At 61.2% G+C, this 13,544-nt stretch carries 9 protein-coding genes; 5 read left to right on the top strand and 4 right to left on the bottom strand.

Annotation, left to right across the window (positions count from 1 at the left end; all coding sequences use genetic code 11):
• Positions 1-106: 106 nt before the first annotated feature.
• Both RBI05_RS10020 and RBI05_RS10015 read right to left on the bottom strand, forming a co-directional pair.
• The gene (locus RBI05_RS10020) at positions 107-1,486 is read right to left on the bottom strand and encodes a copper amine oxidase N-terminal domain-containing protein (protein WP_310550986.1); all 1,380 of its coding nucleotides are present in this window, start codon (positions 1,484-1,486) and stop codon (positions 107-109) included.
• 132 nt (positions 1,487-1,618) lie between these two features.
• Complete coding sequence (locus RBI05_RS10015; protein WP_310550985.1) at positions 1,619-2,680, bottom strand: LLM class flavin-dependent oxidoreductase; 1,062 nt, start codon at positions 2,678-2,680, stop codon at positions 1,619-1,621.
• A 125-nt stretch (positions 2,681-2,805) separates the two neighbouring features.
• On the opposite strand from RBI05_RS10015, the gene RBI05_RS10010 reads away from it, so the two are divergent.
• Together RBI05_RS10010 and RBI05_RS10005 are read left to right on the top strand one after the other, a co-directional pair.
• A complete protein-coding gene (locus RBI05_RS10010; protein WP_223879809.1) occupies positions 2,806-4,062 on the top strand; it encodes a GGDEF domain-containing protein in 1,257 nt (418 codons plus the stop codon).
• A 131-nt stretch (positions 4,063-4,193) separates the two neighbouring features.
• On the top strand, positions 4,194-5,111 hold the full coding sequence (locus RBI05_RS10005; RefSeq protein ID WP_310550984.1) for an aldo/keto reductase: 918 nt from the start codon (positions 4,194-4,196) through the stop codon (positions 5,109-5,111).
• A gap of 177 nt (positions 5,112-5,288) precedes the next feature.
• Here the strand turns inward: RBI05_RS10005 and RBI05_RS10000 are convergent, their stop codons facing one another.
• Complete coding sequence (locus RBI05_RS10000) at positions 5,289-5,915, bottom strand: hypothetical protein (RefSeq protein WP_310550983.1); 627 nt, start codon at positions 5,913-5,915, stop codon at positions 5,289-5,291.
• 147 nt (positions 5,916-6,062) lie between these two features.
• Between RBI05_RS10000 and RBI05_RS09995 the strand changes: the two genes are divergently transcribed.
• Complete coding sequence (locus RBI05_RS09995; RefSeq protein ID WP_310550982.1) at positions 6,063-6,953, top strand: diacylglycerol/lipid kinase family protein; 891 nt, start codon at positions 6,063-6,065, stop codon at positions 6,951-6,953.
• Between the two features lie 63 nt (positions 6,954-7,016).
• Positions 7,017-7,502, top strand: a complete 486-nt coding sequence (gene infC, locus RBI05_RS09990; RefSeq protein WP_310550981.1) for a translation initiation factor IF-3 — start codon at positions 7,017-7,019, stop codon at positions 7,500-7,502.
• A gap of 201 nt (positions 7,503-7,703) precedes the next feature.
• Here infC and RBI05_RS09985 read toward each other — a convergent pair whose 3' ends face one another.
• A complete protein-coding gene (locus RBI05_RS09985; protein ID WP_310550980.1) occupies positions 7,704-12,992 on the bottom strand; it encodes an S-layer homology domain-containing protein in 5,289 nt (1,762 codons plus the stop codon).
• A 271-nt stretch (positions 12,993-13,263) separates the two neighbouring features.
• Here RBI05_RS09985 and tlp point away from each other — a divergent pair, with 271 nt between their 5' ends.
• Positions 13,264-13,488 (top strand): small acid-soluble spore protein Tlp, encoded by a 225-nt coding sequence (gene tlp, locus RBI05_RS09980; protein ID WP_310550979.1) that lies wholly within the window; start codon positions 13,264-13,266, stop codon positions 13,486-13,488.
• Positions 13,489-13,544: the final 56 nt, after the last annotated feature.

Genomic DNA, 13,544 nt, shown 5'->3' with positions numbered 1-13,544 from the left:
CCCCCCTGCTGAGATTGGAATGTCTTCATCATAACGAAGAACAGACCCGAAAAGCAAAAGCCTCCGGGTCCCGCCTCTCCTTGCGGCGCCTCAGGCGCGAAACAAGCTAGTCCATCTCCATAACCCCGATTTCCAGGAAGCTCTCGGCATCATAAAGCGTGTTGCAGTAAATATGAATCTGCTTGCCTATGACGTCCGCCAAGGAAGACCAGTTGTTGGCGATGGTGAATGACATCCGGTACTTGTAGTCCTGGCTCATCTCGGCCTGAACATACGTGGTCTGCTTCTGCAGCTTCAACCGGACCGCCTCAATCCGGATATAGTCGCTGGCCGAGGTGCGGACCTGAACGGCGTAATAGAGCGTGCCGTTGTCATACAGGATATGCTTGATAGTCCCGTTCTCGGCGACCTGAATCCGCAACGTATTGGGCTTCCCGTCCTGGCCGTAGGTAGGGCGTCCCTCGCTGTCATAGACGTCGATCCGGTCCTGGGCCGCCTTAAGGAGGAATCCGCTTGCTGGATCGAAGCTCCATAATTCCCCGCCGGTCAGCGGGCGGTTGATCGCAACCGGCTTCGCGGGATCGTCGAACCGGTACAGCAGCGTCCGCGCCTCCTGCTGATAGATAACGCCCCGGCCGCCGTCCGCCCAGTACAGCGGTCTCACCGATTCCGCGGAGCCGGACGTCTTGCCTGCGGGCGTCTTGTCCAGATAGTAGTCGCGGCCGACCGAGCCGTCGGGCAGCAGCTCCAGGCAGCGCAGGCCGGCAGCATCCCGGACCAGGTAGCGGTTGCCCTGTACCCACTCCGTCCGGACGCTGAGCTCCTCTGCCTTAGGAAGGAGCGCCACCTTCCGGTCCCGGACCGTCCAGTTCTTCCCTTGCGCAACCGACACATAGAGCTGGTCCTTTTGCCCGCTGCGCTCTTTGTAGTACACATACAAATTGCCGGCGGCGTCCTCCCCGATATAATCGGCAATATGGGTTCCGTCGGTATAGGCTTTTGGAGAGGAACTGCCCTCCTCGTTCCAGTAAGGGCGGATATAGCTGAGGTTGCGGATATAGATCACATTCCCCACGCGCATCACGCTCTTGCCGGTTGCTTCCGCTACGAAGCGAAGCGGAATCCAGGCACTGCCGTCCTTGAGAATCGGCGCCGCGAGCAGCGGCTTCTGTTCGCCGTTGATCAGCGCGGTGCCGCTGCCGATCTGGAGCGTCAAATTCAGATCGCCGCGAGAGCCGAGAATGGCAGAATCCTCCGGCCGGTACTCCACCTTAAAGCCCAGCGCCTCGAATAAGGCCCGGAACGGCACGAGCGTAACGCCCTTCACCACCATCGGGTCGCCCGGCAGCGATACCGGATGTTCATTGACCAGCACCGTTACTTGCTGCCCTGCGGCGGCTTCAGCCGGTCTCCCTGCCGCCATTCCTCCCCAAATCACCGCGATCAATACCCATACGGCCACTCCCCAACGCTTGCCGTGTTTCATTCCCTTCCCCCCCAGAACGGTTGACTTCTTCACGTCTTGCACAGACGCACTATGCCTGAGAGAGTACCATTAATGGCCTGGCAGGGACAAGGGGAAAATGCACAGCCGCCTTCCGCAGGAGGGAAGCGGAGGTTATTCCTCCGGCTCGCCGGCCGCTTCCCAGCGCGCGATCTCTTCCCGCACGCGCGGCGCCACTTCGGTGCCGAGCAGCTCAATGCCCCGCATAACGTCCGCGTGCGGCATGGTGCCAAGCGGCATGTGCAGGAAGAAGCGCGTGATGCCGACCTGCTTGCGCAGATGAATGATCTTGTCGGCGACCGTCTTCGGGTCGCCGACATAGAGCGCGCCCTCGGGACTGCGGGCGGCATCGTAGCTGGCCCGGGTATACGGCGGCCAGCCGCGCTCCCGGCCGATGACGTTCATGCTGGCCTGCGTGGACGGGAAGAAGCGTTCCGCCGCCTCCTCGGCCGATTCGCCGACAAACCCGTGCGAATGCGAGGCAACCGGCAGCTTCGAGACGTCGTGCCCGGCCTGGGCGGCAGCCCGCTTGTACAGCTTCACCAGCGGGGCGAACTGCAGCGGCCGCCCGCCGATGATCGCCAGCACGAGCGGAAGCCCGAGCAGACCCGCACGGATGACCGACTCGCGGTTCCCGCCGCTGCCGATCCATACGGGAAGCGGCTGCTGCACAGGACGCGGGTAGACGCCCAGATCGCGAATGGCGGGGCGATGCTTGCCCTCCCAGCTCACCCGCTCCGAATCCCGCAGCTTCAAGAGCAGCTCCAGCTTCTCCTCGAACAGTTCTTCGTAGTCGTCCAGGTCGTAGCCGAACAGCGGGAACGATTCAATGAACGAGCCGCGTCCGGCCATAATCTCCGCCCGGCCGCCGGAGAGCCCGTCCAGCGTCGCGAAATCCTGGAACACGCGCACCGGATCGTCCGACGAGAGCACCGTCACGGCGCTCGTCAGGCGAATGCGCTTCGTCTGGGCCGCGGCCGCCGCCAGCACCACGGCCGGCGAGGACGCCGCATAGTCCTCCCGGTGATGCTCGCCGACACCGTATACGTCCAGACCGACTTCGTCGGCCCGGACAATCTCCTCTACAATCTCCCGCAGCCGCTCGGCGTGGCTGATCGTCCGGCCGGTCGCCGGATCGGGCGTTGTCTCTACAAAAGTGCTGAGGCCAATCTCCATAAATGCTCCTCCTTCGCTGTTCTTCCTCTGCGCTAACGCTTTAACCTTATACCGCTATAATATAGTTGCGAACCGGCACCCGATGGAGTACGATGCGATATATCACCCGAAAGGAACCTAAAGCTGTGAAATGGAAAGCTAGAACGTTTGACTTTTCCCTTTTTGCCGCCGGCCTGCTTCTGGCGCTGGTTCCCGGGCGGCTCGTCGCGCCGGTGGATGTCTCGCTTCGGGCGCTTGTGGTCTTCTGGTTGTTCTCCATTATATACTACCGGTTCCGGATCACAACGGCCAGCGGGACGACGGCCATCGACTACGGCATCAACTATACCTGGGCGTTTGCCATCTATACCGGACCGGTTGGAGCATTCGCTTTTGAATTTCTATACGCCTTCTCCATCTACGCCTACAAGAAGCTTCGGGGCAAAGCCGACCCCGATGAAGGCCTCGATATGTTCTACAACATCGGCTCCTACACGGTGATCGGTTCGCTGTGCTACTACCTGTACACAGGCCTGTATTCGCTGTTCGATTACGCGCCTTACGGCGATTGGGTCCTGCTGGTTCTGCTCGTCGCCCTGTCCACCTTGTTCACCCATGTGAACCTGTTCATTACGTTCACGCTGTCGCGCGATCTGGATCTGCGGGACAAGGCCGCCAATCTGATCCGGAGTCCCAACTGGGCCGATCTCGCCAAGGTCTCCATCACCAATGCGATGCTGGCCGTTCTGCTGCGGGAGGAGCGTTGGGACATGATGATTCTCCTGTTCCTCCTGAACTATATTGTCAGCCTGTCGTTCTATTCCAAGTCGCAGAACATCCAGAACAAGTTCGAGCGCGACAAATTCGAGCAGATGGCGTACCGCGATTTTCTCACCGGCGTGCACAACCGAGCCTATATGGATCAGCGAATGAAGGAGCTCGACCGTTCCGGCGAGAGCATCGGCATTCTGGTCACCGATATCGACAAATTCAAGAAGATCAACGATACCTACAATCACGCCGTCGGCGACCGGGTGATCCGGCATCTGGCCGAATCGCTCCAGACCCGCCTGCGCACCGGCGATTACCTGTTCCGCAGCGGCGGGGAGGAATTCACCATCTTTCTGCGCGGCCGCAGCTACGACGAATGCCGGGAATGGACCCGGCGGCGGCTAGAGGAGATCGGCAGCAGCTCCGTGGAAGCGGAGTACGGTGACCAGACCACGACAATCCACTATACGGTCTCCTTCGGGCTGTATTACTTCACGGTGGGACGCAGCGTTATGATGGAGAGAGGGTATGTCTATGCCGACCAGCTCCTGCTGGAGTCCAAAAGACAAGGCCGCAACCGGCTGTCTGCGGCCTCCGACACTTCAGGGCCGGAGTCTTCGCCTCCGGCATGACTCTGCCCGGGAACAGCGGCTGGACCGCCGTCCGGGCTTTTTGCAAGCATTTTCATTTGAGCCGGGAATATGACATAATGAAGATGACGCCGCTTACAGGCGGCTATCCTTGCGCGAGGAGGCATTATCTCTTGAGAACGATTCAACTGGGAACAAGCACCCTGGAGGTGCCGGTAGTGGCGGTCGGCTGCATGCGGATCAATTCGCTGGACAAGACGCAGGCCGAGCGGTTCGTACAGACCGCGCTCGACGAGGGCGCGAACTTTTTTGACCATGCCGATATTTACGGAGCCGGGGAATGCGAGACGATCTTCGCCGAAGCGGTACATATGACGGACGCGGTCCGCGAGAAGCTGATTCTTCAATCCAAGTGCGGCATTCGCCAAGGCCAGTTCGATTTCTCAAAAGAGCATATTCTGAATTCGGTGGACGGCATTCTCCAGCGTCTGCACACCGATTATCTGGACATTCTGCTGCTGCACCGGCCGGATGCGCTGGTCGAGCCCGAGGAAGTGGCCGAAGCGTTCGACCGGCTGGAGTCGTCCGGCAAAGTGCGCCATTTCGGGGTGTCTAACCAGAAGCCGATGCAGATCGAGCTGCTGAAGAAGCATGTCAAGCAGCCGCTGGTTGCCAACCAGCTTCAGCTCAGCATCACCAACGCCACCATGATCTCGAACGGCATCAACGTCAACATGGAGAATGACGCCGCCGTCGACCGGGACGGAAGCATTCTCGACTACTGCCGTCTGCACGACATCACCATCCAGCCGTGGTCGCCGTTCCAGTACGGCTTCTTCGAGGGCGTGTTCCTCGGCAGCGGCAAGTTCCCGGAACTGAACGCGGCCATCGACCGGATTGCCGCCCGTTATAACGTCAGCGCGACGACCATCGCCATCGCCTGGCTGCTGCGCCATCCGGCCAAGATGCAGCCGGTCATCGGCACGATGAACCTGGAGCGTCTGATCGACTGCTGCCGCGCCGCCGACGTTCACCTGTCCCGCGAGGAATGGTACGAGATCTACCGCGCCGCGGGCAATGTACTGCCGTAAGCAAACGCACTGCCGTAAACAAACGCACTGCCGCAAGCAAGAGCGTCGGCCCTCTTCATGCCGGGAGAAGACGAAGACACGAAGGATAGCTCCTTCGTGTCTTTTCTTTGTCCAAATCCCCCGCTTGGCGAACAGCGGAGGGCCTGGACCGTCGTGCTGACCCGGTCTTGCGGGATCTTACCGGCTCTTCGGTCCGGACGTCCGGCCGTCAGGCCCGGCAGCGCGCTCCAGCAGCCAGACCAGACCGCCGGCGGCAAGGGTAACGGCAACCGCGAGCACAGCAGATCCGCCGGCATGCAGCAGGAGCACCGGAACCCAGAGGAGCGCAAGCGAGCGGTGCACACTGCGCGTCCATTTATTGCGCACCTTACGGATTATCACTCCGTAGGCAGCCAGAGCCGCGAGCAGCACCAAGGCGGCCAGACCGGAATAGATGTGGCTGTCTCCCGGCTTATTCAGCAGAAAGTAGGTCCCGTGTACGGCAATCAGCGCCAGCGCGGCCCAGCCCAGGAAGGGATGGAGCTTGCTTAGAAGCCTGGCCCCTTGGCGCACCGGAGCCGAAGGCGATTTCCGCTTGCGTCTGACCCAGAACCAGGAGAATGAGGCCGCGCCGAGGAACGGGACCGCCGTTCCCATTCTTTTAAACCACTCTTCGCCCCCTTCTCCCCCGCGCGGATGAGGCAAGCGTACGCCGCCGGCCGGTCCGGCGCCTTGGTGAAGAACTCCGACTGTCAGCAGGACGGCAGCAATCAACCCGGCGATCATCCCCGGTATCCATATTCTTCGGCTTGAACTCATTTCCATCCACCCCTTCTCCCCAGATTGGTCTCAGCTTAACACGGCTCTATTAAAATTTTATGAACTCTTCATAAAGGATTCCGTTAGAGGGTAATGGGAGATAGCAGCAATGCGGCATTACGGCTACCCCATCATGTCAGGAGGCCATACCTTATGAAATCAGCCCTACTCATCATCAATCCTTCGTCCGGGCGCGAAGAAGCGCTCGGCTATGCGCATCAGGCGGAACGGGTGCTGCGGGACGCCGGATACGAGACGGAAATCAAGCAGACCGGCGGGGCGGGCGATGCCACCCGTTACTGCCTGTCCGCCTGTGAAGCCGGAGCCGACCTCGTCGTGTCGATCGGCGGCGACGGGACCCTGCATGAGACGATCAACGGCCTGCGGGGCCGGAGCCGGCTGCCCCGGCTGGGAATCGTTCCGCTCGGAACGGTCAATGATTTTGCCCGGGCGCTTCATCTTCCGCTCGATCCGTCCGAGGCGATCCGCACGCTGGCCTCGCCGCACACCCGGCCGGTGGATGTCGGGGTAATGAACGGCCAGCTCTTCATCAACGTGGTCGCGGCGGGCACGCTCGCGGAATCGCTGTCGGCCGTTACGCCCGGCGACAAGTCCCGGATGGGCGCTTTTGCCTATGTCAAGGAAGGCGTGAAGGAACTGGCTTCCCCGACCAGCCATCCGCTGATCATCCGGACCGGAGGCAGGGAGTGGACGGCGGATTCGCCGCTCTTCCTTGCGGCCCTGACCAATTCGGTCGGAGGCTTTGAACGTCTGGCTCCCGATGCCGAAGTCGACGACGGTCTGCTGCACTGCTTCCTGGTGCGCGACCTGTCGCTGCTGCGCACCCTGACGGCAGGCCTGTCGCTTCTGTTCGGCAACCTGAAGAACCACCCGGATGTGACCTATTTTACCGCCAAGGAAGTCTCGGTCACTTCCTCCGCCCCCGTCCGGACGAATGTGGACGGCGAGGACGGCCCGCCGCTGCCGATCTCGCTCAGCCTTCTGCCCCGGCGGATCTCTGTGGTCGTTCCGGCCTCCGATTGAAGACCGCTCCGTTTCTCGTATATGATGGAGGTATCCATCTGGATACAGGGAGGCTTACAGAACGTGGCTGTACTCATCAATGAACAGATCCGGGCCGCCGAGGTGGATCTCACCGGCCTGGACGGAGAGGCGCTCGGCGTCGTGTCCCGGGAAGAAGCGCTGGCCCTCGCCAGAGCCGCCAAGGCCGACCTCGTCTGCACCTCGCTCCTGAGCAGTCCTCCGCCCTGCCGTCTCGCCGCCAAGGGCACCGGCAAAGCCCGGACGCCCAAGCCTACAGCGCCGGGCGCGGCGGCAGCCAAGGCGAAGGAGCTTCGCCTTACGCCCGGCATCGAGGAGCATGACTACAGGGCGAAGCTCCGCCAGGCGGACAAGCTGCTGCGCGGCGGAACACCATTGCAGCTCGTCGTCCGGACTGCCGGCGCCAAGGAGGCCGGCGCTGCCAAGGCGGTGCTGGAGCGGCTGCTGGCCGACCTCAAGGAGGCCGGCGTTCGCGAGAGCGGCATTCAGACCAGCGGCAAAGGCGCGCAGGTGAAGGTGAACCCGCGTTAGCGGGACGCCCGCCAGGCGCTGCGTTCGGGTCCGGACGCCGGACTCGGGACGCGGGGAGCGCGGCTCGGAACTCCGGGAGCGCCCCTGCTCTACCGCCTGCGGGATGCTCTCCGCCCTGCGGCGTCCTGCGGCGGGTCTGATCCGCCGCTTGGCCTATAGCACAACATCCCCGTTCCACGATGGAACGGGGATGTCCTTTTTTTACTTCATCTCATCCTTCAGCGTCCGGACCCAAGTCTCTCCGCCGCTCTTGCGGTCGGCTTCATGTGATTGCGTCGCTTCCTGAATGTCGCCGAACGCCCAGTAGGACGCCGGTACATCCGGGAACTGCGGGGCAAGACCGGCCAGCGGTCCGCGGTACAGCATCCGGTTAATCATCGTCACGGCTTCAGCGCGCGTGATCTTCAGATTCGGCTTGAATGTGGCATCGGGATAGCCCGACACGAACTTGCCGCCGTACAGACTCTCGATTGCATTCGCCGCCCAATGGCCGCTTAGATCGGCAAAATGCGGCGTGACGGCAGGCTTCACGTCAAGCTTCAGGAACTTCGCCATGACCGCCGCGATTTCACCGCGCGTCACCGGCTCCTCCGGCCGGAAGGTTCCGTCCGCATAGCCGCTGAAATAAGCGTTCCCGGCCGCGATGCGGATGTAGTTCGCCGCCCAGTGGCCGCTTGGCACATCCTTGAAGACCGGCGCTGCGCTCGGCTGCGCGTTCTCGGTCAGACGGGCGACAATTGCCGCGAGCTCCGCGCGCGTCAGGCTCTTCGCCGTCTTGAACTGTCCGTCCGGGTAGCCCAGAATGTAGCGCTGGTGCTTCAGTTCGCCGTAGCGGTTGGAGTACACCTTCAGCTTCGCCGAAGATGCCGCCTTTGCCGGCTGCGCCTGGCTGCCGCCCGTCAGGGCCGCCTTGACTTCGTAAGCCTGCTCGGCCCCGCCGAGCTGCGGCCATTGTACAGTCAGTTCACGGTGGCCGGTTTGTCCCGGCGCCAGCCGGTCCACCGGCCAGGTTACCGTGCTGCCGGCCACAATGCCGCCGTCCGCACGGACAACGACGACGCCTTCCGGCAGCGTAACTTCAAGCGTTCCACCGACCAGCGTACCGATACCGTTCTGAGCGTAATCGACGGATACGGTGGAGGTCCCGCCCTCTTCCACCAGATTGCGGTCAAGGCTGACCGACACGGACGGGGCCAGGATCGGGCCATCCGGCTCCGAAGCCGGGAGAGCCGTCCGTTCGGTTACCGGAGCCAGGGAAATGTCGTGGCGCACCAGTTCGGTCTCCACGGGAATGGTCTGGCTGGTATACGTCTCATAGCCCGGCTTGCTGACGACCAGATAGTAGTCGGTATGCGGATAGACCATATAGGCGTACAGCCCCTGCGCGTTGCTGGTCTGTTCCGGGCTCGCATTGTCATTCGGGGCAAAGCCCGGAATCGCCGGGAGCGTTACGGGCGAGCCGGCCTTGCTGCCGTTGCGCGCCGTCTGCGCATAATAGAGCGTTACGGTTGCGCCTTCCACCGGCTTGCCGGTTACGCGGTCTGTAATGGCGCCGTACGGGTCAACCAGTTCTTCCGAAATGTTCATTTCCCCGTCCGCCGTTACCTTGACTTCGCTCTTCTGAATCGTAATTTCCTGACCCGGCCCCACTTCATACCGAATCTCCATTACATAGGTTCCCAGAGCCAGACCGTCGGCGCTGAATACGCCGCTTGTCTCGGTCGAGAAGGCTTTGGGCGAACCGTTCTCCAGAATATATTGTCCGGTTGCCGCATCCTTGAGATAAACCTTCGTTTTGCGGATCAATTCTTCGGATACGGCGCGGGTTCCGCCTTCCGGTTCTTTCATCAGAATGATGCCGGTTGCGGTCTTGGCGGAATCGTAATTCTCCTGACCGGTGCCGCTCACCGAGCCGACTTCGGCTGTCTGCTTGTATGTGACCGGCGTCGGAACGCCGCCGACCATAACGTTCTGGGTTACTTCCACGGTATAGACCGCGCTGCCTTTGGGCACCGCAACCGAGTAGGAACCGTCCGCGCCCGTTACCGCCGTCTCGTCAAAATCAACGCCAGGCGTAATGACATTGTCGCCGTTCAGATCCAGCGTCACACGGACGGTCGCGCCGGCGACCTTCTCATTGGCGTTGCCGCGGGTAATGAAGCCGCTGACGACAGCCGGCTGGAAGGTAACCAGAATCTCGTCCTTCGCATGGAGGCCCTTCGTCAGATCGAGCGCTTCGGCTTCCACCTGCACCTTTTGTTCCTGATTGGAAGAGAGGTCCGCCGACCGGTAGGTCGTCGCCGCCCGTCCCAGCGCGTCGGTCCGCACACGGTCGGAGCCGACAAAGGTGCCGAGGCCCGAAGGCACGGAGAAGACCACTTCCGTGTCCGGCACCGGCATGCCGCTGCTGTCGGTCAGCACAGCGCTCAGTTCGGTCGTCGAGCGCCCGTCGCCGACGATGCGGTCCGGCGCCGCCTGGAGCGAGAGTGAATACGCCAATACCCGGAAGCCGTTGTCGGCCAGATTTGTCTCGGCCGGAAGCAGGGTACCGTCTGCTTTGTAGGCTTGGAAGGTTGCCGTATAGGTGCCTGCCGCCAGCGGCGCTGTCAGCAGATAGCTGGTGTTCTCCCACTGCTTGTAGCCGTCTTGCAGATAAGTGGACGGATTGCCCAGCACAAGAGTGACCGTGCCGCCTTCAATCTGTGCCTTCACCGTCTGGGCCTGCAGCGAACTGACGGCCGAGAGCTTCAGGCCATAGCCGGGAACGGCTGCTGCAAGCGTGCTGTCGCCTTCCGGCTTGTTGCCGGTCCACCCGTTCAGGGCTTTATTCATCTGAATCGTCACCTGCATCGGCGCGCTGGTCTGCCCGTCCGCATCGGTCACCGTGAAGCTGAAGCTGTCGGTGCCTGAGGTGAATGCCGGGTCCGGCGCATACAGGTAGGAGCTGCCGCTCTGGAGCGTCAGCACCCCGCGGGTCGGCGGGCTCGTAATCTGGTAGACCAGACCGGTGACCGTCTCGCGGTCGCTGCCCTGAAGCTCGATTATCGCCGTTCCGGCACCTTCGTTGAGGTCGACCTGCTGCGGCGAAGCGACCGGGACGCCGTTATAGGCGATCGTGACTTGACCTGCTTCCGCAGCATCCTGTCTGCCGTCATGTGCCTTCCAGGGGAAGGTCACAACGGAACCGGCTGGGAGCTCGGCATCCGGCGTGAACGTCAGACTGCCAAGATTGGAGAGCGAAACGGTATTGACGCCCGGCGTCAAATACACAGCCTCCGACACGCTGGTGTACCACAGCTTGCCGCTGCCGGCGAAGTCGGCAGGCAGTTCAATCGTTATATGATCCAGCGCATCGCCCTCGACGTCGCTGTAGGCGGGGGCGACGGTGAAATCAGCGGCGGTGAAAGCGACGCTGTCCCCGCTGAGTCCCGTCTTCTGAACCGTTCCCGATACCGGGGGCGAATTCAGGAAGAGCGTCACGTTCTGCGGCGCAGCGGCGTATTCCTTGCCGTCCGAGGCAGTCCATTGCCAGACGGCTGTTCCGGTGAAATCCGGGGCCGGCACAAAGACAAGCTGTCCGACCTGCGCCGCGGGAATGATCTGTCCGGCCGTAACCGGCGTTCCGTTCAGCTTAAGCGTTCCGGAAGCGGCGTCCGGCAGCGTGACCGCCTTGATGGCCGACAGCGGCTCGCTGTTGGAATCCGAATAGGAGGCGGTTGTAAAATCCGTCAGGGCAAAGCTCAGATTGGAGCCCTTGACGCCATCTTTGGTAACCGGCCCGATCACCGGAGCCGTATTTGCCGTCAGCGTCACCGCCGCGGCTGACGCGGCATACTGCGAAGCGTCCTTGCCGTTCCATTGGAAGCTGACCGTTCCACTGAATCCGCCGGCAGCGGCGGTCGGAACGAAGCGCAGATTGCCGATATCGGCAACCGGAATTTCCTGGTTGACGGCTACGTCCGTTCCGTTCAGCACCAGCTTGCCGGCCGAGGCCGCCGGCAGCGACTCGAACCGGATCCGAGTCAGGGCTGGGCCGTTGGAGGCGCCGCTCAATTTGGTGAAGACGGCTTTGAAATCGGCAGACGAGAAGCCCAACGGCTCATACTGGAAGGCTGCCTTGTTCACCGGTCCGGTCGCCGGATCATTCAGAGACGTGTAGGTGACCGCTTGGGAAGCCTGGGACCAGTCCGAAGACTGATAGCCGGTTCCGTTGCCGACCGCCTGCACCTTCACCGTGTAGTTGCCGGTAGCCAATTCGCGGTCGGCCAGTTCAATCGACAGGGAGCTGCCGTTGTCGATGTCGCCGCCGATCTGAAGGTTGTTCGAATCAAAAATCTGCACCTTATACTTCACCGCATTTGGTACAGCCGCCCAGCTTACGACCGTGCCGCTGACCGACGGGACCGGCGCAGGCAGCTTCGCCGTGATAACGGACGAATCGGTGGCAGGCACCGATGGATTGCCCGCCTGGTTCACTACACTTGCCGAAAGGCTGATGTTCCCTGCCGGCCAGGCGGACACATCCATATCCACGGCATAGCCGCCGGACTGAACGGTTGCGGTGTAGGCATGGGTCGTTCCCGCGCTGTCCGTCACCACAATATTGACGGTCTGTCCCGCTTCCGCACTTGTAGTGCCGCTGACCCGGACTTGGGTCAAGTCTTCGTCGCCTGCGGTCAGCTTGCCGTCTGCGCCGTCGCTGATTGAAGCGGTAATGGTAGGCGAAGAAGCGTTGTTGTATTCCTGCGGGTTGCTGAACACCCCGCCAGCAGCGCCAAAGTTGACCGAGAACAAACGGTCGCTAAGCGCCCCTTCATTCCCCATCGTCACGTATACCGTGCTGACCGGCGCCGTGTACGACGCAATGGCTGATGCGGAGTTATCAAAGCTCCGGTCTGGCAGACCGGAGGAGATCCCCAAGAACCGGGTTTTATTGCCTACCGTACTGATGGTCAGTCCGCAGGACCGGTCTTTTGTATACTTGGTGAACCCGGCCAGTTCAACAAATTCCTTGCGTGTGCTGCTGCTTCCGTCGATATCAATAACCGTTGTATAGAAATTATACAAGGATACCGGATTCGACGATCCGCCGAGCACAAAGTCGATTTTGTAATCGACCGATCCCGTACTGCCCGTCGTTGTAAGCATCGGGTTCAGACGCTTGTTGATGCTGGCGTTGCCGTCGGTCTGATCGACATCCCCGACCGTCATCGTATTGGTCACGCCCGTAAGGGTGAGCAGCGCGTCTACGGTCACTCCGTCTTTGGTCAGCACATTGCTGTACCGGTAGACGGCGTTCTGTTGATTGGCCGTTCCGCTTACCAAAGTCGGTACGCCGAAATTCATCTGGTTGTATTCGACATTCACGAGCGTCGCCGGAGCGGCGCTGGCCCTTTCCGCAGGAATGACTCCCGCCCAGATGGATATAAGCAGCAGCACGCAGAGCGCCGCGTGTTGACTTTTGGCAAGCCAGCCTGAAGTTCTGGTCATTCGACTTATCCTCTCCCTTGTTGAGTAATAGATTTCGGCTGAAAGTTACGGGACAGGAAGGCCCTTTCCCGCCTTGTCGCCAAATTAATTTATCGGATTAACCCTACAAATTAATTAGATTTAAATTCTTATTAAATCCGGCAAAAAAGCCGGAAAACCCGGCGAACTGCCCGGGGTCTCCCGCATCTTTCGCATAAAAGGCTCCGCCTGGGATCAAGCTATCCTTTAGCGCCCATCCCGGGCGCAATTTGAGTGCAAGGAGCGATCTCCCATGGCCAAGCCGGACAACCGCGCCGACAATGTGGCGCATCTGCAGAAGAATATCCAGAATACGCAGCAGAATCTGCATGAAGCCGAATCATACTTGAACGAATTCGCCTCCGAAATCGGCGGTGAGGAGAAGAGCCGGATCGAGGCCAAGAACGAACGCCGCCGCGAGAGTATTGAAGGCTTCCGCGAGGAAGTCAAGGACGAGGCCCGGCACAGCGAAGAATAGGCCCGTTCAAGCGCAAACGGCGTCCCGCCCGCCTGAGTCACACAGGTGAGCCGGAC

The sequence above is a fragment of the Paenibacillus glufosinatiresistens genome (genome assembly GCF_031470375.1).
GTDB classification, from domain to species: domain Bacteria; phylum Bacillota; class Bacilli; order Paenibacillales; family Paenibacillaceae; genus Paenibacillus_AQ; species Paenibacillus_AQ glufosinatiresistens.
Note: the sequence above shows the minus strand (reverse complement) of the source record. Positions and strands in the feature narration are given on the sequence as shown.

Coding starts and splice junctions, on each gene's coding strand:
- RBI05_RS10020 (WP_310550986.1), bottom strand. CDS start 1,486: ATGAAACACGGCAAGCGTTGGGGAGTGGCCGTATGGGTATTGATCGCG.
- RBI05_RS10015 (WP_310550985.1), bottom strand. CDS start 2,680: ATGGAGATTGGCCTCAGCACTTTTGTAGAGACAACGCCCGATCCGGCG.
- RBI05_RS10000 (WP_310550983.1), bottom strand. CDS start 5,915: ATGGAAATGAGTTCAAGCCGAAGAATATGGATACCGGGGATGATCGCC.
- RBI05_RS09995 (WP_310550982.1), top strand. CDS start 6,063: ATGAAATCAGCCCTACTCATCATCAATCCTTCGTCCGGGCGCGAAGAA.
- RBI05_RS09985 (WP_310550980.1), bottom strand. CDS start 12,992: ATGACCAGAACTTCAGGCTGGCTTGCCAAAAGTCAACACGCGGCGCTC.
- tlp (WP_310550979.1), top strand. CDS start 13,264: ATGGCCAAGCCGGACAACCGCGCCGACAATGTGGCGCATCTGCAGAAG.